The following is a 25200-nucleotide window of genomic DNA, read 5'->3' on the forward strand; positions in this document are numbered from 1 at the left end:
CAATTCAGTAGAAATACTCTCAATATTCCCATACATCTCATAAGCTTTTATTTATGGTTAATAATATTAATATGTCTCTGTGAAGGCCGAAGCAAATTCTCCACAAAGTAATAACGAATCAGGTTCTGATAGTAAGGACTCATCACTCCATGATCTTTTCCCGGAAGAATAAACATATCAAAACGCTTATTCGCTTTAATCAGGGCATCTGCTAACCGATAAGTAGAAGAAGGAGGTACATTCTTATCTACATCACCGGTAATCAGCATCAACTTTCCTTTCAAATTACCTGCCAACTCCATATTAGTAGGAATTTTTACGGAAAAAGTCGTTTTTCCCGTCTTAGCATCTATTTTCTCATTCAATCCATGAAATATTTCTCCCCACCACTGAATATAAATATTGTTATCATGATTGCCGGAAGCGGCTACTGCCACTTTATAAAAGTCCGGATAAGTAAGGATTGAAGCTACCGTCTGAAAAGCCCCTCCGGAATGCCCGTAAATACCTACTCTATCTAAATCAATGTAAGAGTACTCTTTAGCCAACTGTTCTATCACATATTTATCATCTGCCAACGGATAATCACGTAAATTACCATAGCTAAAACAATAAAAATCATGTCCGCGTAATGGCGAACTTCCTCTCGGAGCTACATTAATCACAATAAATCCCAATTCCGCCAAAGACTGATTTCCATTGTCATCAAGTACGAAAGATTGCGGAATCTGATCATCCTGAGGGCCCGGATATACATTACTTATAATCGGATATTTCTTGCTCTTATCCAAATGGGAAGGCAGATACATCAATCCATATAAATCTGTCTGTCCATCAGCCGCTTTCACTTTCAACAAAGTAGGGGGGTGCCATCCGGCCTGCCGCAGATTACTACCATCCATTTGGTCCACCTTAAAATTCTTCCCAGGGTTTTCAATGGACAATACATTCATCACAGGAAACATATCCATACGCGAATACTTATCTATCGCATATTTTTTATCTCCGGAAAGAGTCAACTCATGATTGCCATTACCGGGAGTCAGCAAAACTTGTTTCTTACCATCCAAACGCGCTTTATAGAAAAAAGTATAATAAGGATTTATGCCTTCCTCGTTGCCGTATCCGGAAAAGATCATTTCTCTTTTCAGTGTATCGACATGGACAATGTTGCCTGCTACAAGACTTTCACCTTTTGTGATACGATTCAGCAACTTCCCGTCATGATCATAGAGATAATAATTCCCTTTTCCCGTACGCTCCGACCACCAAATGAAATATTTACCTTGCTCCAATATTTTATAGTTAAACAAAGTAAGATTGATATGAGGAACACACTCTTCCGAAATCAGCTCAGTGACCGTACCGTCTTCCACATTTATCCGGCAAAGATCTATCTTGTCGGCCTTACGGCTTCTCCGGGTAATGTATAATGCAGTGAGAGAACGGAAATAATCCATTGCCACAACCTGATCCGGATACTTCTCGACAGGCAGCAACTTTCCTTGCCCCCGATCGGCATCATACCAAAACACACGATACTGACGTACTCCCGCATCACCCGGCATAGGCATTTTAAAGGTATTCGTAGTTGGACGTGAATTACCCAGTGAATGAATTAAGCTTATTTCTTTCACTTCACTCATGTCCTGCATCATATATATATACCGATGTCCCAGCCAAAAACCTTTCGAATTGGTAGATACCGTATCCTTCGAATTACGATAAGTATAAGAAGCATCTTCTTTCCCGTCAAACGTGATTCGTTTTACTGACCCTGTCCGATTATCTCGCACAAACAAGTCATAACCACTTCCTAACATACTATATAAAGAATCAGCACTATGACAAGATTGTTTGAGATTCAAACGATCTGTCACTTTCTTTTCAACCGGGATCTCAGACAGCTTACCTGTATTCATATCATAGACCATTGATTTGCCTTTCTTATCGAGATAAAAACGGCTAAAATCATTATTCTTAAATTGGTACCCATACAGTTGAATATCTTTTGCATCCAATGTATCTCCAGTAATCTGAGCATATTGACGGACAAACTGTTCATTATCCTTTATCATGCTCTTCCTTTTCCCGTTTTCAGCATTCACCAAATAATGATGATTCCCATCCTGACTTTTTACGTCATAGGAAAAATAGTGGCTGCCTTTTATCCAATTGGGATAAAGAGTTCTACCTTTTATATATTGTTCCAAAGAATCAGCGGAACATTTTTCAGCCTGCGTCCAATTCGCTTCCTGAGCAAAAACAGACAGGGAAAAAATGCTTGAGAATAATATAAAAGTCAGTTTTCTCATTTCTTATATTCCATTGCTAGTTTCACAGCTTGTAATGCATCCACAATACCTCCACTCGTACAAAGTCCCTCTTCCTGCATCGGACGAACACTTTTTATCAAAATATCCTTGACCTGCGCAGCTTTTAATTTAGGGAAATATGCTCGAAGCATAGCAGCTACGGCAGTTACCACCGGAGCCGCAATACTTGTTCCCTGCGACTTCATATATTCGTTGCCGAGAGTAACTGAAGTAATATCCTCACCCGGAGCAAACACATCAACTTCCTTCTGCCCATAATTGGAGAATGAACACATTTTTCCTAGTTTATCTGATGCCCCCACTCTTAAATAATTGGAGAAAATAGCTCCCGATTTATCTTTTGCCGAAGGGAAATAAGCAACATCATCGATATCTTTCTTATTATTTCCCGCTGCCTGAACCAACAAAACATCTTTTTTTGCAGCATAAGCAATGGCCTCATTTACCATCTCCGCATTAGGAGACGTATATTTACCCAAACTCATATTAATGACCTTAGCACCATTATCTACCGCATATCGGATAGCAGTTGCTATATCCTTATCATATTCGTCGCCATCGGGTACAGCACGAAGTATCATCAACTTAGCTTCCGGATAAACTCCTGTCACCGCCACATCCCCCACTCCTTGTCCGGCAATGACTCCAGCCACAAACGTACCGTGATCACAACCTTCCACCTGTAGGATAGTATTTCCATAAAAACGATCCTTCGGATCCGTCATATCATCTCCCATCAACAGTCGTTTGTCTGCATCATGTTCAATACCATCAATTCGTTTTTTCATCAAATTGAACTGTGACCTATGCGTATCCCTGATTTTTTTCCATAATGCGTCTTTCCCTCCTTTATACATATCGACAAATAGAGTTTCGCAGGCTTTATTCCATTTCTCATTATCAATGGACAAATGAGCAAGTCCGTTGACCGTCAATGTGTCTACAGATACTCCCGTCACTTGCAATACGGAATCTACCACATGGTAAGCAGCGTCTTTCATGGCAGTATATCCGAAAAACTTTATGTAATTCACAATACCTGCTTTCTTCTTCATCTTTTCATAATAAGCATATTCGCTAACATCTTTTACTGAAGCGGAATCCATGTCTTTATACTTAGGGAAAAGTCTTTTAAATTCACGATATTCTTCAGTACCGGCACTAGTCATATTAAAAGTTCCGTCTTTGGTTCCTAAAAAATTCCAGCCATGTATATCATCCGTGTATCCGTTTTTATCATTATCCTTTCCGTCCTGTTTCTCTTTGCGGTTAGTCCAAAGAGCAGATTGAAGATCGACAACAGTAGTATCAATACCAGAATCAATAATACCGACAATGATTTGTTTGCGAGGGGGCCGTTTTTCTGTTTTTAAAAAATGTAATGCATCTTCAGACCTCACTCCTTGTAATGTATCATTATACATTTTATGCCATTTCAACGAAAAAGAATCCTGAGCCACAGAGATGTTTGATACACTAAGGTAAACAAACAAACAAGCCAATAATTTTAATCTTTTCATATATCGCTGCTTTATAGTTACACGTTTAACAAAGCAATATGCAACGTTTTCACGCAAAAATACGATATTATACAATAATAAACAATATCGCATATTAGTTTTTTTAGCTAAAACATAAAAATAAAGAAAAAGGAATAAATATACTCCTAAAAGGAGAAAGAGAAAAAACAGATAAAAGAAAATAAAAAAAGCCGCGATAGAGATCCCATCGCGGCTTTCTTCTTCGTATATTACTTTTTAATAGTTTTCCTTCTTCACTTCAAAGTATGCTTGTGGATGCAGACATGCCGGACAAACTTCAGGTGCTTCCTTACCTACAGTGATATAACCACAATTACGACATTGCCATACCACTTCACCTTCTTTAGCAAATACAGTCATATTCTCGATATTATTTACGAAAGCCAAATATCTTTCTTCATGACCTTTTTCAGCAATAGAGATATTACGATACATAGCAGCAATCATTGGGAAACCTTCTTGCTCTGCAACGTCTGCAAAATGAGGATAATCCAACGACCATTCTTCGTGTTCACCAGCTGCAGCAGCACGCAGATTTTCGAGTGTATTACCAATTACACCTGCCGGATAGCTAGCAGTAATTTCAACCATACCACCTTCAAGGAACTTAAACATACGTTTTGCATGTTCTTTTTCCTGGTCAGCTGTTTCTGTGAAAATAGCAGAAATTTGTTCGTAGCCTTCTTTTTTAGCAACACTTGCAAAATAAGTGTAACGCATTCTTGCCTGTGATTCTCCTGCGAATGAAGTTAACAGATTCTTTTCTGTCTGAGTTCCTTTAATACTTTTAGTCATAATTCTGATATAATTTAATTGATGAAAAACCAATTTATACGTAAGTTGTCGATAATTTTATAACGCAAATATAGGATTTTTGTTCATAATAAACACTCTTTTCTTTATTAATAAAAACTATCATCTCATTGATAAAACCTATCAACAGACAAATAGTATGTTCCAAAACATACTTATATGAATTATTTTATCTAATTTTGCAACCTCTACATTACAAAAGAGCAATAAATATACAAAGAACATATAAAAAATGAAGCTATTTGAATTTAAACCCAAACTGGTTTCTTGTCTGAAGAATTACTCAAAAGAAACATTTATGGCGGACCTGATGGCAGGTATTATCGTTGGTATTGTAGCACTTCCTTTAGCTATCGCTTTCGGTATTGCTTCGGGAGTATCGCCGGAAAAAGGTATCATTACTGCCATCATTGCCGGATTCATCATTTCTCTGTTAGGAGGAAGTAAGGTACAGATTGGAGGACCGACAGGTGCCTTTATCGTTATCATTTATGGTATCATCCAGCAGTATGGTGAAGCCGGACTGATAATTGCCACTTTGATGGCGGGTGTTCTTCTTATATTATTAGGAGTATTTAAACTCGGAGCTGTCATTAAATTTATTCCTTACCCTATTATTGTAGGTTTCACCAGTGGTATTGCTGTCACTATTTTTACTACACAAATTGCAGATATATTTGGGCTGACATTTGGAGGAGAAAAAGTACCGGGTGATTTCATTGGAAAATGGATCATTTATTTCCAGCATTTTGATACGGTAAACTGGTGGAATACGATCGTAAGTTTTGTCAGTATCTTTATCATTGCCATTTCTCCTAAGTTTTCTAAAAAAATTCCAGGTTCATTAATTGCTATTGTGGTAGTGACAGTCGCTGTATATTTAATGAAGATTTATGGCGGAATAGATTGTATTCCTACTATTGGTGATCGCTTTACGATCAACTCTGAACTTCCGGATGCCACCGTACCAGTCCTAAACTGGGAAGCTATCAAAAATTTATTTCCGGTAGCTATTACTATTGCAGTATTGGGAGCCATCGAATCTTTGCTATCCGCTACAGTAGCAGATGGTGTGATAGGTGACCGACACGATTCTAATACAGAATTAGTCGCACAGGGTGTAGCAAACATTATAACTCCTTTATTTGGCGGTATCCCTGCTACAGGAGCTATTGCACGTACGATGACTAATATCAATAATGGAGGTAAAACCCCTGTAGCAGGAATTATCCATGCAGTAGTCCTACTTTTAATTTTGCTATTTTTAATGCCGCTTGCACAATACATACCTATGGCGTGCCTCGCCGGAGTGCTGGTCATTGTATCTTATAATATGAGTGGATGGCGTGTATTCAAAGCGTTACTGAAAAATCCTAAATCAGACGTTACCGTATTGTTGATTACCTTCCTTCTGACTGTTATCTTCGACTTGACAATTGCCATCGAAGTTGGACTAGTCATAGCGTGTGTTCTTTTCATGAAGCGTGTAATGGAAACTACAGAAATTTCAGTTATCACTGATGAGATTGACCCCAACTCTGAATCTGATATTACCTTACATGAAGAACATCTGACTATCCCTCAAGGAGTAGAAGTATATGAAATCAATGGTCCTTACTTCTTTGGTATTGCTACCAAATTTGAAGAAACAATGGCGCAATTGGGAGATCGACCGAAAGTACGTATCATCCGTATGCGTAAAGTTCCTTTTATTGATTCTACCGGTATACATAATCTGACAACACTTTGCCAAATGTCCCAGAAAGAAAAAATTACTGTTATTCTTTCCGGAGTCAATGAGAAAGTGCATCATGTATTAGGTAAATCCGGTTTCTATGAATTGCTGGGAAAAGAGAATATTTGCCCCAATATTAATGTAGCATTAAATAGAGCAAAAGACATTACTAAAAATAAGTAAGAGGTATATATATTATTTAGAAAGAGGTATATTACTTACTTCCTCAATATATAAATGATCTATTTACATAATAAAAACAAATTCGTTCCATATATGTGGGACGCAACGGAAATAACTGTGGAACGAAGCGGAAACTATAATAGAACGAACCAATATTACCAATTATACTTTTTAATAAGAGCTAAGAGAAGATTTAAATAGTTCTCATGGTAGCATATCAAGCTCACATCATAAAATAAACTTTATAAAAGATCCGGGTCGGAAACCCGGATCTTTTTATAAACTCAGAAGAGTATATTTTAGAATTGATACATTCTCAACTGCTTATCCACCAATATTCCATCCTTCATCTGCAATTCAAACTTCACTTTGCGTTTTGCTTTAAACTTTAAGATGAACAGTTCTTCGGACCCTTCCAGTGATTCCTGCTTTCCTATATTAATAAATGTAGGATAAAGAGATTTCACTCCATTCGTATGTAAACGGTCATATGTCAGGTTTTCCATCTCTTTCATATTCAACGGTTCAACACCTATAAACTCATAATCATTCTGATCATAAGGCAAAGCAAAGCTAAGTGCATTCACTGATTGTAGTTCGTTACCTTTTACATGAATTTCTACAATTTCATCCTTTTGATAAATCTGTTTCGGAGTAGTAATGGATAAAGAACCTGATACCTTTTGGACAGCTTCCTTATCGACTCCACCTTCCAGTTGTGTTGCTACTACAGAAATATCATAAGCATCTATCAAATTATTCATATTGATATCCCCTTTACTGATATATCCTTCATAATCTGAATCTCCATGACGTAATCCGGTATAATTCATATAAGAAGTAAGATCATTACGGTCTATCTTACCATCATTATTTATATCACCTTGCAAATAGCTACTGGTTCCAGGTACTTTAAATACATATATTTCACGACCTGAACCGTAATTTCCAACACCTGCCGTAACAGCTAGTTTAATGTATCGAGCAGAAGGATGTTCCGGAAAACTGAATACTTTTACATCTGCATTCCGTTGCCAGTCAAAAGCACCGGCTTCGGTCCAGTTCTCCTTATCCATACTATAGAATACAATTCCCTGCAATAGGGTTCCATTTCCTGCATCCGTACGAGGTAAATAGTGGAATTTATCCAACTGATTGACTGTCTTAAGATCAATAATCAAATCCAATGGGATTGAATTGACACTATATTTTGTATGCCAAACATCTCCTGACTCAGCAAAGTCGAACAATCGATTTACTCCGGCACCACCTTGTGCAGCAGCAGAAGACTCACCTTCAATGCCATGTATAGCAAATTCCAACGGATTTTCTTTCGTTGTCACATGTATTTCTGCCCAATCGGAAATATTGTCTTTATTGACAGCACGCACTTTGAAACTGTAAGGCGTTTTTGCAGTCAGATCTTCAAATAACAATTCCGTATCCTTGATAGTGGTATAAAGCATACCATTAAACTCAATTTCATAATAATCAGCATTAGCCACTTTATCCCATGTTGGTTTTAAAGTATATGCTTCTCTGTTTTGTTCAGATACCTGGACATTTTGCGGAACTGATAAAGCACCTGTTGTCACACGATAGCTGTCTGACGGTTCAAAGCGGAAGCCTTCTACTTTCAGTGTTACTGGATTCACTGTTACATCTATAGAAGCAAGTTTAACACGTAACTGCGGATTCTTTGTAATCACCACTTTTTCAAATTCACTTCCTTTGGTTGCAAACTTATTCAAGTTAGGAACAGCCTCATACCAATAAACATTTTCTCCTTTGAGGAAGTCATCAATAGTAGCCACCTCTGTCAATTTCACTCCTTTATTACCTATCTTTGCCACAAGTTTCTTAGGCTTTTCCGAAACATTGATACGTAATTCAGTCTTTTTTTCTTTCACAAAACCATTAAAATCTCCTTTTGCCGGATGTATGGTAATTGTTACACGATTCTTGTTATCTACATCCGATTCAATCAAGGTAGTGGCAAATCTTCCGTCTTTATATGCTTCCGTCACTCCATCATCATCATACTCTACCATAGAAGAATGCTGATTGGGATAGAATTCATAAATACGAAGAGAACGGTCTATTTCCGTAACATTATTATTGGGATTAGTCATCGGGATGATAGCTCCACTCTTGACAAATACCGGTAATTTCCAGATAGGTGAATCAAAGTTATTTATCACACAGTTACCCTCATACTTCTCTCCACTAAAATAATCAATCCAGGAACCTTCGGGAAGATAGATACCATTACGAATATCATTCCCCTCTTTATCCCCTTTGGTAATTTGATAAATAGGAGCTACAAGAAAATCGGTACCATACATAAACTGGTACTGTGTTGCAGATCCATGTGTATAATCATTCGGATATTCGAGGAACATAGCGCGAATAAGAGGTAAGCCATCTACCGCTTCATTAGCATAACTATAAGCATAAGGGATCAATTCCGATTTCAGTTTCAAGTACATCCGGTTGATAGATGCAGCAGGTTCTCCAAGAGCATGAGGATATTTCTCATTGGCTCCCCAACCATCCATGTTCAACTGCATCGGAGTAAATGTCTTCCATTGGAAGTCACGAATATTAACCGCTTCATTCTTACCACCAAAGATTCCATCCATATCCGAACAGATATTCGGCTGGCCGGAAAGTCCGGAACCAATATATGTCGGTATATGGAAACGAATGTATTCCCAAACACCTCCGGTTTGATCACCTGTCCAGATTCCGGCATAACGTTGAGTTCCTGCCCAGCCATCCAATGAAATGATAAAAGGACGGGCATTACTTCCATAATAAGGCATGATATGACCTACATCTGCTACACCATTCAATCCGAAAGAATATCCGGAACCTACCCATGCTACATCAGTTTTCAGTACACGTACTCCTGCATCACGAACTTCCTTAACAATATCACGTTGCAATAAAGCACTTACTCCCTCTTTAGGATGCAAATCCGATTGTGTCCAAAGTCCGATTTCAACTCCATTCTCACGAGCATATTCACCTAACTTTTTCAAGTTATCAATATTTCCATCCAATGTTTCCGTTTGCCCATAACCGGCACCGTAACCGTCATTCGGTAACAACCATCCAAGAGGCATATCCTGATTTTTATAACGGTCAATTACCCCACGGGCAGAAAACTGATAGTTATTCTTTTCACCATTCAATGATTCCTTAATGCCTCCATTGTCTTTCTGACTCTCTTTATACCGTTTCCCGTCTTCAAACAAAATTCCATTCGGATCTTCTTTCCAATAGTCACGATTATAAGCATTCAAATGTCCCTCGTAGAAACCGAATTTGGGAAGCAGAACCGGGTTTCCAGTCAATTGATAAAAATCATTTAGCAAAGCAACAGCTCCATCACTCACCATATAGAAAATATCCAGATAAGGAGACTCATGAGACAGTTTTACCATTCCTTTTTCTGTTGCACCAAAGTCATATTCCCCTTTCTTGAAAGTATACCACATCATTCCATAACCATTCGTAGACCAATAAAAAGGAGTAGGTGAAGCTACTCCGCCATCTGTCCAACTATTTTGGTTCTCAATGGCAATTACTTTATTTTTATGAGAAAAACGTCCATTTTGCACACCCCCTCCATAAAAGTATTCTTCCGGTTTCTCTTTCAAAGTAACTGTTACTTTCTTAAGATCAAATACCACCGGAGCCATCTCTTCAATAACGTATGCATTGGTTGTCAGATTAGCAACTTTCATCAAAGTTGTTTTCTTATCCAATTCAATACGTACTTTTCCGGTAGACACTGCAATGACATTTTTATCTTCTCCTATTATAAACTGAGAAACTTTACGTCTGGGTTGATCAACCAATATCTGTGCTTCAGGAGTTGCTTCAGGATCACGAATAATACCTCCGGTAGGATCCCGAAAAATACGGAATATATTCTCTCCATAAAAATCGATTGTTATCCGTTGTTGATCGGACAACAATACTTCAAAAGTCGTAGGATTAATCTTTTTCACAGCAAGAATGCCCGAAGCTTGCTGATTTCCCGACAAAACATCATCTTTATTGTCCGTTACTGCAAATGTCTGCACTACCGGATACAGGAACAATAATACGATGATACCTTTAAGATATCGTAAATAAGAAGAATAGGTGTTTTTCATTTTTATTATTATATAGTATAGTATCAAATATCAATAGGAAGCCGTAACCGGAATTCCCGTTTCCTTTATCAATTCTACAATCCGGTCTAACTCTTCATGAGTAGCTTTCTGCAAATCATGGTCAGGTGTTTCACGATCAATAGTATATATCATCACTTGCCAGGGGGCAATTTCTTTTACTGCCTCCAGCCAGGGAAGTACAAAATCATCTGTTGTATTATCCACGTCTTTCCCAAGATAACTTCCTTTTAAAAACATAGTTTGAATAATACAATTCCCTTTGAACTCCTTCATCTTTTCAATAATCTGCTTCACTGAATATTTACCATTGGGACGATCCAATAAATGAATATACTCTTCATTCACCGTATCCAATTTTAGAATGTTATTATCTATTTTATTCAGTGCTTCAAAAACAGCCGGACGATTAATGAAGGTAGAATTACTCAATACACTTACTTTTGCACTCGGGAAATACTTATCTCTGAGAACAAGCGTATCTTCTATAATTTCCGGAAAATGAGGATGAGCAGTCGGTTCTCCATTTCCTGCAAAAGTAAATACATCAGGAGTAGGTCCGTTTGCTTGCATATCTTTCAGCTTTTCTTCAAGAGCCGTACGAACTTCTTCACGAGTAGGAAGGGGCTTTCTTGCACGATGATCGGCATTGAAACCACATTCACAATATATACAGTCGAATGAGCAAACCTTACCGTCTGCCGGTAATAAATTAATTCCCAAAGAAACACCCAAACGGCGGGAATGTACAGGACCAAAGATGGGTGAAGGATAGATAATAGTCATTTTATTTAGATTTTGACAATTTACAATTTGACCAATAAACGTATATTTTCATACATCTTAGCATTGGACAAAGATACTTTAAAACTTGATACGTAGTTGCATTTGTATATCTGCTTTTTTATTTCCACGAATTAAATCGTTGCCGGAACCTATCTCATTCCGATTTAAATAAGTAGTTTCTCCAAATTTGGTTATGAACATCCAATGTTCATTCAAGTCATAACGAAGGTGAGCAATACAACGAAACCCCTGTCCTTGAAACGAAGGAGTATAAAATGTATAAAGTAATCCTTTTTCAGATATATATACTCTCGAATCATAATCATCCGTATAAAAGTAACTGCCCTGAACTTCAGCAAACAGCCTGGTTCCGGGCAGTCGATAAGATATCATCTCTGTAGCCTGATATCCTAGGCTAGCAGCTTTGTCCTGAGAATGAAAATGATTATATTCTAAAGTTGTACGAAAAGATAACACCTCATTCAAAGAATAGTTCAAACGATAACGAAGTTGATGATGAAAAACCGGGAGTATAATGCTACCTTTAGTTCCTGTCAGATCCCGTTCCTTTTGTTTATAACGGTATTTTAGATACATCGATAAATTTTTATGTGGAGAAAAAGTTGCCTGAATCAGACCGTCTATCCCATGAGAACCGGTCTTACTGATTCTATACTTTTTCCATGGAAAAGAAAATAAATCGCATGAAGCTAAAAAGTTCCAATAACGAAAAGGGGAAGTTTCAACCCCCAAATAATATCCCTGTTCATTCTGAACTGTACTTCCTTCTCCAAAAGAATGAGCAAACATCGCCCAGTAATCAAACGAATAAAACCGTTGTATCAACATCAAACGAGTTCCTTCCATTAGTGAATACTGCAAACGATTCAAAGAAGCCCAACCTTGTTTTCCTTTAGCTGTCTCTCCCTGAAAAGAAAAACGATGCCATTGATATGCATAATCAATACCTAAATTATAGAATTGATTACCATGAAGATTATACTTGGAATAACCTGTTAATTCCGGTTCATAAGGATGGTTGAAAACATAGTAAATACCTGTGATTCCCAGGTGAATATGTTTATGTTGATAACTTACATTTCCACCTGTTAATTGTAAAGTGAACAAGTTCTTCTTATCCGCTTCCTTTTGACTTCGGTGTAACCCTGCTTTATAAATAGAAGTTATTTTCCTACCTGTCAATACTCCATCCATCGACCGGTGTGAATAAAAGCTGGAAATATCCAACTTTTCAGTAAGAGACACAGTAGCCGCCACTCCCCGGAAATAATTCACTTCATCTGTTGAGGAGTGTTTCTTAATACCCTTTCCTCTGGATATAAATGAAGAAGCATAAACAGTCTTTCCCATCAGATAATCAGTGCTGACTACCAATCCTTGTCCAAAACTTAACCGATAGTTACCAACAGATAATGTTTTCAACCGACCGCAATTTTGTAGTAACAGATAAAATGAGTAATAATCATATCCATAACGGTTATGTAAAGCTCCAAAAGGTTCTCCGGCATCTTTCTCGGCAACTACTCCGGCATAAAGTTGATCGCTATATCGAAAGCCATACTTCACAGAGTTATAAACAGAAGGTCCCAAATAGGTATGTTCATAACCTTTTCGCTTATAAAATGGTATATCCATGCGAGTTAGCACTTCATGCTTTCCATACTTCACTGCATTTTTCAACATACTTTTCCACTGAAAGGAAGATCTATTGTTAATTTCTTCGACACATATAAAAGGCAGTAAATATTGAATGGTTCGCTTATCCATCTCCTCTACTAACTGAAGTTCATAAAGAGTCTTCATCGAGCCATGTACATATATATAAGCTAATAAATGTTCTATCTGCAAATCAGATAAAAAAGGAAATTGTTCCAATTGTTCGCGGGTAGTTACATTCAGATTAACAGGTTCTTGTAAACGAACAGAAAGTTCCTCCAATTCATTTTCCCAATTCTGCTCATTAATAGAGTTATTAATATCATTATTAACAGATAAATCTTCGAGTACATCATCTAGAAGGCTCTCAGGCTGGTCTTGAGCACTACAAGCAGGAATAATCAACAGGCTGTTTATAATACTTATCAACCATAAAAGTTGATTTCTTTTCATTTGAATTTATGTTTCATTTTCCTGTCGTTAAAGGAAAAAGTCCGTGAAGTTACTTTAAATAGGTTAATACCCCAATGAAAAAACAGGATAATAAAAAAAATTTGAAGATAATATCTTATTTTTGTCGTGTGAATAAACGACTTAACATATTATTAATGACAATGTTTGCTATGTTCTGTACACTCTGCGTACAAGCTCAGGAAAAGCAAAGCATTAATGGATATCTGGTTCCAATGTGTATCTACGAAGGTGATACAATCCCTTGGATCCAGCTAAGACCTGTTTATATCTTCCGTCCATTAATATTTAAAAACAAAAAAGAAGAAATAGAATATAACCGACTGGTACGAAACGTAAAAAAGGTATATCCTATCTCTAAAGAGATCCATCGTGCTATCATCGAAACTTATGAGTATCTTCAAACATTACCCAATGAGAAAGCTCGTCAAAAGCATATCAAACGTGTTGAAAAGGGATTGAAAGAACAATATACAGCTCAAATGAAAAAATTATCTTTTGCACAAGGAAAGCTGTTAATAAAGTTAGTAGACAGACAAAGCAATCAGACTAGCTATGAACTAGTGAAAGCTTTTATGGGACCATTCAAAGCAGGTTTTTATCAAACATTTGCTTCCTTATTTGGTGCTAGTTTGAAAAAAGAATATGATCCGTTAGGAGAAGATAAACTAACGGAAAGAATCGTATTAATGGTAGAAAGCGGACAAATTTAATGATATGTTATAAACAAGTATTATATGCTGGTTATTAAATGATTAACATAGATATAAACCACTTATTAACCAGCTGTTATCTTCTTATCAACTAAGCTTCTTGAATAAATCCCAGATTACAATACCTGTTGTCACAGAAACATTTAAAGAATGTTTTGTACCATACTGAGGAATTTCGATACAGCCATCTGAATGATCAATAACTTCTTGTTGAACACCTTTCACTTCATTTCCCATTACGATAGCGTATTTCTTTGTTTTATCCAATTCCAACTTATCTAGCATAATACTACCTTCTGCTTGTTCGATTGAATAAACAATATATCCCTCTTTCCGAAGGTTATCAACCACATCAACAGCGTTATTAACATATTTCCAATCTACAGTAAATTCAGCTCCTAAAGCAGTTTTATGCATTTCGGGATGTGGAGGAACAGCTGTTATACCACATAAATAAATACATTCAATACGAAATGCGTCTGAAGTACGAAATACAGAACCTATGTTATGCAGACTACGAATATCATCCAATACAACCACTAGAGGCAGTTTCTCAGCCTGTTTAAACTCTTCCGCAGTAATGCGGTTCAACTCAGTTATCTTTAGTTTTCTCATACAGCTATTTCATTTAATACATTCCAGTCACAAAAGTAATTCTTTTCTGTTAAGAGAGATGTTGATAACGGTTTAAAACCTGTCAAAACAATCAGCAAAGATTTTAAAAAATAATCCTTGCATTATTCAAAAGAAGGTATAGAAGAGTATCCTAATTAACATTCCAAAAAAGTAAACCATAACTTTCTACCTCACCTTAAACACATTTTTCATCACTTACTTAGCTGTTTATATCTATAAAGTTTTTAACTTTGCATCTTATCAACAGAGAGTGAATAGCTTTTTCTTGTTCTACCGAAGCTTTATGATAATGAAGTATATAGATAATATATAATCTATTTTTCATCCGTTCATAATGAACTAATAAAGTTGAAGTAGGAACTAATAACTTATCCGACAAGAAAAACAGGATTTTTTTCCTAACACTATTAACAGGCTATTATCACTAACAAAAGTTTTTTTTTAAAAGGAAAGAAAAAAGAATATTATTATGAATGATCTAATAAAAGCTATTAACGAGCTGAAAAAAGAAAAGAATGCAATCATTCTGGGCCATTACTACCAGAAGGGTGAAATACAGGATATCGCTGATTACGTTGGCGACAGTCTGGCGTTGGCTCAATGGGCAGCAAAAACGGAAGCAGATATTATTGTGATGTGTGGTGTTCATTTCATGGGTGAAACAGCAAAGGTGCTTTGTCCTAATAAAAAGGTGTTAGTTCCTGATATGAATGCCGGTTGTTCACTGGCAGACAGTTGTCCGGCTGATAAGTTTGCACAGTTTGTCAAAGAGCATCCGGGATACACTGTTGTCTCATATGTTAATACGACGGCTGCTGTGAAAGCGGTAACAGATGTAGTGGTAACTTCTACCAATGCAAAGCAGATTGTAGAAAGCTTTCCCAAAGATGAGAAAATAATCTTTGGACCGGATCGGAATCTGGGTAATTATATCAACTCAGTTACGAACCGTAATATGTTACTTTGGGATGGTGCTTGCCATGTGCATGAACAATTCTCTGTGGAAAAGATCGTGGAATTGAAAGCGGAACATCCTGACGCAATTGTATTGGCTCATCCCGAATGCAAAAGTACAGTGTTGAAACTGGCTGACGTGGTAGGTTCTACCGCAGCTCTGTTAAAGTATGCAGTGAACCATCCGGAAAAGAAATATATTGTTGCTACCGAATCGGGTATTCTGCATGAGATGCAAAAGAAGTGTCCACAAACTACGTTTATTCCTGCTCCTCCGAATGATAGTACGTGTGGATGTAACGAGTGTAGCTTTATGCGGTTAAACACGTTAGAGAAGCTTTATGAGTGTTTGAAGAATGAGTCTCCTGAAATAACAGTAGATCCGGAGATAGCAAAAAAAGCAGTAAAGCCTATTCAAAGGATGTTGGATATTTCGGCAAAGCTGGGATTGTGATTGCATTGATAATGGACCGATGAATGATTAATAAGTTCATATCACAGTAGTAAAACGGTTACCTTCATCGTCATGTTTTTGCATATTTCATTGATATATAGTAAATTATAATGAAGCTTCTTTTTTATGACATTTTAGTCAGTAGATGTTGTCGTAATAATTACTTATTTTTGACCAATAATGTAAATAAAAAGATACTTCATTATAATAGGTTGATATTTAGTGTAATAACTAAAAATATGACGATGAAGGTAAACCATTATTCATTTGCTAAAATAGTTGATATTTGTTCAAAAAAAGATTTTGATGTTTGTATAAAACTATAATAATGTTTGAAAAAAAGATCGAAGTGATTGAGTTTAAACTTCCCATAGTTTTTTTTTAAGTATATCTTTTAGTGGAAAGATACAGTCAATCGGACAAAATTTACCTGTTGATTATAGAAAAAGAAGCGGTTGTTTTACTTGACTCTAGTATATCTTTTCTTCAACTCTAGTATATCTCTTACTTAGTTCTTCTATATCTTTTGACTAACTCTAGTATATCTTATTGAATGTTCTTATAGATGTATTATAGGTATATTCGAAAAAAAGAATATACCCCTGCTGTTACGGTTTGGATTGCTTTATAGTTATCGTATACCATGTATTGTGACAGAGTCTTTCTACCTGCAGGTAAATACTTTTCCTGTTTCCATACCTCCTGTTGCAACTATTTGTGTATCAATGCAACTGAAGTTGTGATTTCTCCACTTTCAATTTCACGATTTCTCAATACAATCTACGACTGACAATCGAAAGAATACTAACCAAAAAATGAACTTGAAACGGAAAAGTTATGGATAAGATCAATTATGAATAAAGCACGTTAGGCAAAATGACTGCCAAAAAGTATGGAACGCGTGCTACAGAAACTCTTGTGTATAATATTCGTGGATGGATGACAAGTCTCCAGAGTCCTTACTTTTCACAAACGTTGCATTACAGCGATGGAATGGGAACACCCTGCTACAATGGAAATATAAGCAGTATGACATGGAAAGCAGGAAGCGAAACTACATTGCGAGGATATAAATTTACATATAATGGGCTCTCCCGGTTAAAGAATGCCACTTATGGAGAAGGGACAACACTTGCAACCAACATGAACCGCTTCAACGAGCAAGTGACCGGATATGACAAACAAGGAAACATACTGGGATTATCTCGGTATGGACAGACGGGAACATCGACATACGGTGTTATAGACAATCTTGTATTATCCTACAACGGAAACCAGCTCAAGACAATCAAAGACAATGCGACGAACAATGTATATGGAAACGGATTTGAATTCAAAGACGGGGCAAATACAGACAAAGAATACACCTACGATGAAAACGGGAACTTAACTAAAGATTTAAACAAAAAAATTACACTGATTGAATATAATTGGTTAGATTTGCCAAGTAAGGTACAATTTGAAGAGGGAAACAGTATTTCGTACCTGTATACAGCGGACGGAACAAAACTACGGACAACACGCATAACAGGAAATACTAAACTCACTACTGATTATTGTACCAATTCGATCTATGAAAATGGGATACTGACCAAAGTTCTTACAGCAGACGGATATTTAACGGTTACAGATGCCAAAACACACTATTTTATACAGGACCACCAGGGAAACAACCGGGTGGTAGTGGATAAAGACGGAAAAGTAGAAGAAACAAATCATTACTATCCATTCGGAGGGATATATACTAGCTCTACAAATATCCAACCATATAAATATAATGGGACGGAGTTAGATAGAACCAATGGTCTGGATTGGTATGATTACGGGGCAAGACAGTATGATGCAGCCATAGGCAGATGGCACATGGTGGACCCGATGTGCGAAAAATACCATGGTCTAAGCACGTATGATTATTGCGGTAACAATCCTGTAAACAATACGGACCCGAATGGAATGGACTGGTATAAAAATGAAGAAGGAGGTGTCTTTTGGGAAGCAGGAAGTAGGGAAATTAAAGGTGCGAAAAATATAGGAAGCACATTTTCTTCACCTATGTTCGGAGGAGGTTTTGTAAACTACTATCAAAATACAATTGTATATATATCAGAGCCTCAAATGGACATATTCTCAACCATACAGAGAGACCTGAGGATGCAAAAATATTTGCTGGGAAAACATAGTCCGCTGGGAATATATGATCAATCAAGACTGTTTAATACAATTAACAGCAGGCAAATAGATGCGGTACTACGTCCTTTGGAAGAAAATGCGGTAAAACTTGCTGCAACATCGTTTGTCGGGGCAGGAATTGGAAAAGCTGCATTTTGGGGTATTGGAAAAATTGGAGCTAGCGGTGCATTAAACTGGATATCTAAGATTTTTCAAACAAATAAAGTTGCTAAACAAACTAGAGTTTTTTGGTCTGGTAAAGAAAAAGCAATGAATGCTGCTATGGAATACGCTTCATCTAATGGAATGACAACACTTAATATGACTCGTGCTGGCAAAAATTTAACTAATTTAGTAAAAGATATGTCACCTGTTGAATCTGCTAAAATGTGGCAAAGACTATCTGCTGCATATGCGAAAGGAGCAAAAGGGACTGTTCATGTATTTATCGATTCAAAAAATACTGTAACTAACAGTGTATGGAAAACAATAGAATTACCCATTTTAAATCAAAACAATATCAAAATAATAAAACATACAATAGAATAATGATGATTAATAAAAAACAAGTAAAAATTTTCAAAGATTATCAAGGATATATGGATATATGGATATTACTTGGTACAAAAGAAGAAAAAGAAAATATATCAGAAGATGACTGGAATATAATTGGTGAATTACTTATAGAGATAGCTAATTCTAAAAAAGATATTAGAAAGTTATTAGAAGAAAAAGTTGAAGATAAAGAAACTGTAGATGAACTAATAGAAATGGCTAAAACATATGAGAAATACGTTTCTTTATAAGTCATAAAATTGATTAAATTTTTATCCAAAATCATTTTTCATCTGCCGAATCGAGTGTTAATTCATAGTTTCGGCAGTGTTTTCTACAATAAAATATACAATAGAATAATGATGATTAATAAAAAACAAATTGAAGTCTATAAGCACTATGAAGGCTATATAGAAATGTGGACTATTCTTGGTAAAAAAGAAGAAAAAGAAATAATATCAAGCAAAGAATGGTATTTAATTATTGAACTACTTCGAGACATTGCTAATTCAAAAGATAAAGAAGAAAATATTAGAAAGTCATTGGAAGAAAAAATTAAAGATAAAGAAGTCATAGATGATCTAATGAAAATGGCCATGGACAAGAAAGATTTGCTTTTAGTAATACCAGATCCTGTAAATCTAAAGAAAGCAGATGATTTTAAATTAGTTGACATTGTAACTTTTGAAAGAAAATATCATAAACCGGAAACCATAGCAGCCGCAGAAAAAGAGATAAAAAAAGAGAAAAAAAGGAACGATTATATGGGAGCACTCTAAAAAGGAATAAAATATAGAAAAGTTTATGAGGGTGTCCGAAAAGGGTACCCTCTACTTTTTTGTGCAAAAGTTCTAACTTTCGCAAGCTTGGACTTTTTTATTCGCTCTAAAATAATTATCTTAGAGCATATTAATCGATAGTGCAAATATACAATTTAAAGAGTATTCTCAAAGCATGGATTTATTATTTCCTTTCCGTCTTGATGAAAATTTTTCTTCGGATGCTCCGGTTAGGCTTGTCAATCAGATTGTTGATGAGCTTGACATAAGTCCGTTGTTGTCCACTTATAAAGGCAGTGGCTGTCTCGTATATTATCCTCGTATGCTTCTGAAGGTATTATTCTGGAAAAACTAGCTTACTATTAGTAGTACGACCGACTAGACCATATGGTTGTAAAATGATTTCAGGAATGTAGCCCGATTTATTTGGTGTACGATTGGCAGAATAGATTGGCATTGGCCCAAGATGGAAAACAACGGGCAGCCAATGCGAAGAAATGGAGCTACTTTGTATACGACAGTCAAAATAGAGCGGTTGAAAGCGGAGAAATAGTAACTTCCAATGCATCCACACATAAACAATTACAGCAGGAAGCATGGAAAAAAGAGAGTTATCTGCCGACAGGTACAAAGACTCCCCTGCAATATACCATATATGATAATTACATAGCGACCGGAGAAGTGACAGCACATCCGTTCACTGCATTCAGTGGATACAGTCAGGGTTATTATCAAAGTGTATCAGGATTGACAACAAGTACCAAAATTAAAGTTCTCGGAACAGATGAATGGATAACGTCTACAACCTATTATGATGACCAATGCCGACCGGTACAAACGGCATCCAATCATCCACAAAAAAGATTGAGTTATATCAATACTGTCTACGACTTCTTAGGAAATACATTGAAACAGAGAGAAGCAATAGGAACGAATTCATGGGAAACAGCTTATACGTATGATAATCGTGGAAGAATGCTAACCAAGGAATATAAATGGAATGGTACGGCAACGGATAAGATCAGTTATGAATATGATGCAGTAGGAAGAATGACAGCCAAAAAGTATGGAGAACGTGCAAAAGAAAATCTATCATACAACATAAGAGGATGGATGACAGCCATACAAAGCCCCTATTTCTCACAGAATCTCTATTATACGGATGGAAAAGGAATTCCATGCTATAATGGAAATATAAGTAGCATGACATGGAAGGCAGGAAGTGAAACAACTATTAGAGGATATAAATTCACCTATGACGGATTGGCAAGAATAAAAAATGCTGATTACGGAGAAGGAGATAATCTTTCACTGAATACAAATCGATTCAGCGAGCAGGTAACAGGCTACGATAAACAGGGAAATATTCTTGGATTATCACGTTACGGGCAAATTTCTCAAACCGGATACGGTTTGATAGATAACCTTACTCTATCTTATAATGGAAATCAACTGAAGGCAGTAAAAGATAATGCGACAAGCACAGTATATGCAAACGGATTTGAATTCAAAGACGGGGCAAACGCAGAGACAGAATACACCTATGATGAAAATGGGAATCTGAATAAAGATTTAAACAAGAAAATTACACTGATTCAATATAATTGTTTAAATTTGCCTGAAAAGGTACAGTTTGAAGGAGGAAACAGTATTGCTTATACGTATGCGGCAGACGGAACAAAGATCCGAACCACACATACTACAGGAAGTAATACGGTAACAACGGATTACTGTGACAATGCGATCTATGAAAATGGGGTGCTGGTAAAAGTACTCACAGAGGATGGATATATTACGGTTAAAGATGCTAAACCACACTATTTTATTCAGGATCATCAGGGAAATAACAGGGTGATAGTGGATAAAGATGGAAAGGTAGAGGAAACAAACCATTATTATCCGTTCGGGGGATTGTTTGCTAATTCTACCGGTGTGCAGCCTTATAAATATAACGGTAAGGAGTTGGACAGGGCTAATGGGTTGGATTGGTATGACTATGGAGCAAGGCAGTATGATGCGGCGATAGGGAGATGGCATGTAGTAGATCCGATGAGTGAGAAATATTATTGCCTAAGCCCATATAATTACTGTAATAATGAACCTATTGGTCGAATTGATCCTAATGGAAAAGATTATTGGAGCACTAATGATCGAAATCAGATTTTTGCTTTTATCAATGCACTGACTAACGGAAACAAACAATTTGATTTTAGTAGTTGGAATCATGCTACAGATGCAGATTTTTTAGCTGATTTAGTTTATAATGACGAAAAGAAGAAATTCTATAGTAGCTATACAGAAATTATAAATGGAGAAATCAATATAATAGGAGTCAGTTTTGATGCTAATATAAAACCTGTTACATTTTCAGGTATAGGATATAAAGGAGCATTCGTTTATGAACCTTTAGATGGTTTTATATTAAAAGCGAATCATTTTTTGGAAGGAACTAAATATTTTGATGGTACTTTTACTTGGAATGTAAACTTACAAGGAAGAATTACCGGAATAGCTCCTAAAATAGGTTTTCCACCACTCCCCGGTAAAGGATTTCGAGGTGGGAAACAATATGTAAGAGATTCTAATATGAAACAATTTCCTAAAGAATTTAAGCGATGGTTTCATAAGTACTATAAAAAGGATGGTGATTTAGATGCAACGACAGATGAACTAAATGATCTCTATCAAGAATGGATAAAAATGGGACAACCTAAAGTAAAATAATAATATGGATGAGTACAAAAAAGATTATTTATTTAAAGATCAGATAATAAAAAAAGAAATCTCAGAACTAATAAATCAAGTTAAGTATTCTAGTAATTCTAGTCTGAAATATTATTCAAGAATTTTATTGACTGACTATTACAAGACTACTGATGTAGAGAATCTATTTTTCGAACTATTACACGATAAACAATGGGAGAATCAAAAAGGAAATCTGATTTTCTCTTTGAATGAATGTATTGAACCTACAGACAAAAATAGTGAGTATTTAGATTTTTTTATACATTTGTTATTAAATTGTGAAATAGGAGATGAAGTATATATGGATTCAGTCTCTATTATTATGGATTTGCGTGCTCCTTTTAAAACAAGAACTCTAAATAAAAACATTACAAAATTGGAAGTTCTTTTAAAAGAAAAAAAGCTTGAAAATGAGAAAAAAAAACTTGCTTTATTTTTATTAGATTATCTTAAAAGTCAGAAAGAAATTACTGCCATTTATAAAAAGATGAGTAAGAAACTTCTATTTTATTAATTTATAAATAATCTGTTTTTTATCCTGATATAAATCTTTTTTACAATTTAATTGAGATATCATAAGATTTTCTCTATCATCTTTTATTCTAATGATACCTCAAAAAGAATGCCTATCGTCATCTTTTTTACTCATAATTTTTCTAGTAACCTATACGAGAAAAGTTAAGTGAAAAAGATGACGTAATGCAACAGTTCTTGTAATGACAAGATACATGAAAATATGACGGAAATTAGAACCCTAATTTTGCCAAAATCTCCAACATCTGTTGAATAGATTTTATATTTTTTATACCTCCGGATCAATTGTAATTTCAGTAGACTAATTCCTTAAACACTCATAGGACTTCTCTAACATATTTAATTATATTTTACACTATTTACATGCACATGTACTATCATTCAGAGGAAAGGATGTAAACATAATTTATTGTCACCTCTTCTGCATCTCATCTAGAATACCTAATTCGTTAGCTACATACTTCTTTGCAGGATAACTTACACATACTTCAACAACGTAGTTGTAGAACCTACCATATCGACCAATTTCAACGCTGTATTTTACATTCAGGATGAGACCAATATTACTGCATCAGGATGTTCTTTTTTCAATCTTTCTGTGCTTGCACATGACAAGAAGCATCCCAAAGTAACATATTATAGTTCGTAATTGAGTTGATATAATTACCTATATTACCATCAGGTCCAAAGATATTTTCTCATCTTTTAGGAAGCTTTCAACAATCTGCATTACATTGACGAAACATCTGTCAGTGTTTTTATAGTAGCTATCGTATATTGACATATGAAATAACAGTATATCTAGGTGGACAAGATCAGTTATGAAATGATTACCAAAAAATATGGAGAACGTGCTAAAGAAAATCTGTCATACAACATAAGAAGATGGATGATAGCCATACAAAGTCCCTATTTCTCACAGAATCTCTATTATACGGATGATGTTATAATGGAAATATAAGCATCATGACATGGAGGCAGGAAGTGAAACAACTGTTAGAGGATATAAATTCACCTATGACAGATTGGCAAGAATAAAAAATGCTGCTTACGGAGAAGGAGATAATCTTTCACTGAATACAAATCGATTCAGCGAGCAGGTAACAGGCTACGATAAACAGGGAAATATTCTTGGATTATCACGTTACGGACAAATTTCAGAAACTGGATACAGTTTGATAGATAACCTTACTCTATCTTATAATGGAAATCAACTGAAGGCGGTAAAAGATAATGCGACAAGCACAGTATATGCAAACGGATTTGAATTCAAAGACGGGGCAAACGCAGAAACAGAATACACCTATGATGAAAATGGAAATCTGAATAAAGATTTAAACAAGAAAATTACACTGATTCAATATAATTGTTTAAATTTGCCTGAAAAGGTACAGTTTGAAGGAGGAAACAGTATTGCTTATACGTATGCGGCAGACGGAACAAAGATCCGAACCACACATACTGCAGGAAGTAATACGGTAACAACGGATTACTGTGACAATGCGATCTATGAAAATGGGGTGCTGGTCAAAGTACTCACAGAGGATGGATATATTACGGTTAAAGATGCTAAACCACATTATTTTATTCAGGATCATCAGGGAAATAACAGGGTGGTAGTGGATAAAGATGGAAAGGTGGAGGAAACAAACCATTATTATCCGTTCGGAGGAGTGTTTGCTAATTCTACCGGTGTGCAGCCTTATAAATATAATGGTAAGGAGTTGGACAGAGCCAATGGTTTGGATTGGTATGACTATGGAGCAAGGCAGTATGATGCGGTGATAGGGAGATGGCATGTAGTAGATCCAATGAGTGAAAAATATTTTTCTGAAAGTCAATTTATATACTGTGGAAATAATCCCATTACTTTCATTGATCCAGACGGAAAAATGAAAGTAATTTATAATCCTGATGGAACTTATCAAAAAAACA

General features: G+C 35.9%; 14 protein-coding genes and 4 pseudogenes. 10 read left to right on the forward strand and 8 right to left on the reverse strand.

The features are described 5' to 3' along the window. Positions 1-47: 47 nt before the first annotated feature. The 3 genes from EJF25_RS00955 to rbr all read right to left on the reverse strand — a co-directional run bounded on the left by EJF25_RS00955 (position 48) and on the right by rbr (position 4672). On the reverse strand, positions 48-2315 hold the full coding sequence (locus EJF25_RS00955) for a S9 family peptidase (RefSeq protein WP_125039653.1): 2268 nt from the start codon (positions 2313-2315) through the stop codon (positions 48-50). Continuing rightward, positions 2312-3856 (reverse strand): S8 family serine peptidase, encoded by a 1545-nt coding sequence (locus EJF25_RS00960; protein ID WP_125039654.1) that lies wholly within the window; start codon positions 3854-3856, stop codon positions 2312-2314. Before EJF25_RS00960 ends, EJF25_RS00955 begins: the two co-directional genes overlap by 4 nt. A 237-nt stretch (positions 3857-4093) precedes the next feature. Further along, positions 4094-4672, reverse strand: a complete 579-nt coding sequence (rbr, locus tag EJF25_RS00965) for a rubrerythrin (RefSeq protein WP_025076001.1) — start codon at positions 4670-4672, stop codon at positions 4094-4096. Positions 4673-4922: 250 nt separating this feature from the next. Here rbr and EJF25_RS00970 point away from each other — a divergent pair, with 250 nt between their 5' ends. Further along, the gene (locus tag EJF25_RS00970; protein ID WP_125039655.1) at positions 4923-6608 is read left to right on the forward strand and encodes a SulP family inorganic anion transporter; all 1686 of its coding nucleotides are present in this window, start codon (positions 4923-4925) and stop codon (positions 6606-6608) included. 299 nt (positions 6609-6907) lie between these two features. Here EJF25_RS00970 and EJF25_RS00975 read toward each other — a convergent pair whose 3' ends face one another. From EJF25_RS00975 to EJF25_RS00985, 3 genes are all read right to left on the reverse strand, one after another. Then, positions 6908-10774 (reverse strand): TIM-barrel domain-containing protein, encoded by a 3867-nt coding sequence (locus EJF25_RS00975; RefSeq protein ID WP_125039656.1) that lies wholly within the window; start codon positions 10772-10774, stop codon positions 6908-6910. A gap of 30 nt (positions 10775-10804) precedes the next feature. Further along, positions 10805-11578, reverse strand: a complete 774-nt coding sequence (locus EJF25_RS00980) for a radical SAM protein (protein WP_125039657.1) — start codon at positions 11576-11578, stop codon at positions 10805-10807. A 78-nt stretch (positions 11579-11656) separates the two neighbouring features. After that, positions 11657-13708 carry a helix-hairpin-helix domain-containing protein gene (locus EJF25_RS00985; RefSeq protein ID WP_125039658.1) on the reverse strand — a complete coding sequence of 684 codons (2052 nt, stop codon included), beginning with the start codon at positions 13706-13708 and terminating at the stop codon, positions 11657-11659. Positions 13709-13863: 155 nt separating this feature from the next. On the opposite strand from EJF25_RS00985, the gene EJF25_RS00990 reads away from it, so the two are divergent. Then, a complete protein-coding gene (locus EJF25_RS00990; RefSeq protein ID WP_125039907.1) occupies positions 13864-14439 on the forward strand; it encodes a DUF4294 domain-containing protein in 576 nt (191 codons plus the stop codon). Positions 14440-14526: 87 nt separating this feature from the next. Here the strand turns inward: EJF25_RS00990 and EJF25_RS00995 are convergent, their stop codons facing one another. Further along, a complete protein-coding gene (locus tag EJF25_RS00995; protein WP_125039659.1) occupies positions 14527-15054 on the reverse strand; it encodes an RNA methyltransferase in 528 nt (175 codons plus the stop codon). A gap of 490 nt (positions 15055-15544) precedes the next feature. On the opposite strand from EJF25_RS00995, the gene nadA (EJF25_RS01005) reads away from it, so the two are divergent. The 7 genes and pseudogenes from nadA (EJF25_RS01005) (at position 15545) to EJF25_RS01035 (ending at position 23245) form a co-directional block, all read left to right on the forward strand. Then, complete coding sequence (gene nadA, locus EJF25_RS01005; protein ID WP_125039660.1) at positions 15545-16483, forward strand: quinolinate synthase NadA; 939 nt, start codon at positions 15545-15547, stop codon at positions 16481-16483. 906 nt (positions 16484-17389) lie between these two features. Beyond that, positions 17390-18463 (forward strand): annotated as a pseudogene (locus EJF25_RS26435) (RHS repeat-associated core domain-containing protein); the annotation flags it as partial. A gap of 737 nt (positions 18464-19200) precedes the next feature. Beyond that, positions 19201-19458 (forward strand): hypothetical protein, encoded by a 258-nt coding sequence (locus EJF25_RS01015; protein WP_125039662.1) that lies wholly within the window; start codon positions 19201-19203, stop codon positions 19456-19458. A gap of 108 nt (positions 19459-19566) precedes the next feature. Continuing rightward, complete coding sequence (locus EJF25_RS01020) at positions 19567-19986, forward strand: hypothetical protein (RefSeq protein ID WP_125039663.1); 420 nt, start codon at positions 19567-19569, stop codon at positions 19984-19986. Positions 19987-20113: 127 nt separating this feature from the next. Then, a pseudogene (locus EJF25_RS01025) lies at positions 20114-20332 on the forward strand (IS5/IS1182 family transposase); the annotation flags it as partial. 104 nt (positions 20333-20436) lie between these two features. After that, entirely contained in the window at positions 20437-22710 is a 2274-nt protein-coding gene (locus EJF25_RS01030) for an RHS repeat domain-containing protein (protein WP_235016664.1), read from the forward strand. A gap of 4 nt (positions 22711-22714) precedes the next feature. Beyond that, positions 22715-23245 (forward strand): hypothetical protein, encoded by a 531-nt coding sequence (locus EJF25_RS01035; RefSeq protein WP_125039664.1) that lies wholly within the window; start codon positions 22715-22717, stop codon positions 23243-23245. A 232-nt stretch (positions 23246-23477) separates the two neighbouring features. Here the strand turns inward: EJF25_RS01035 and nadA (EJF25_RS26440) are convergent. Then, positions 23478-24071 (reverse strand): annotated as a pseudogene (nadA, locus tag EJF25_RS26440) (quinolinate synthase NadA); the annotation flags it as partial. A gap of 62 nt (positions 24072-24133) precedes the next feature. Here nadA (EJF25_RS26440) and EJF25_RS25290 point away from each other — a divergent pair. After that, positions 24134-25181: pseudogene (locus EJF25_RS25290) on the forward strand (RHS repeat domain-containing protein); the annotation flags it as partial. Positions 25182-25200: the final 19 nt, after the last annotated feature.

Origin of the sequence: Bacteroides faecalis (genome assembly GCF_003865075.1) — a bacterium.
Taxonomy (GTDB): Bacteria; Bacteroidota; Bacteroidia; order Bacteroidales; family Bacteroidaceae; genus Bacteroides; species Bacteroides faecalis.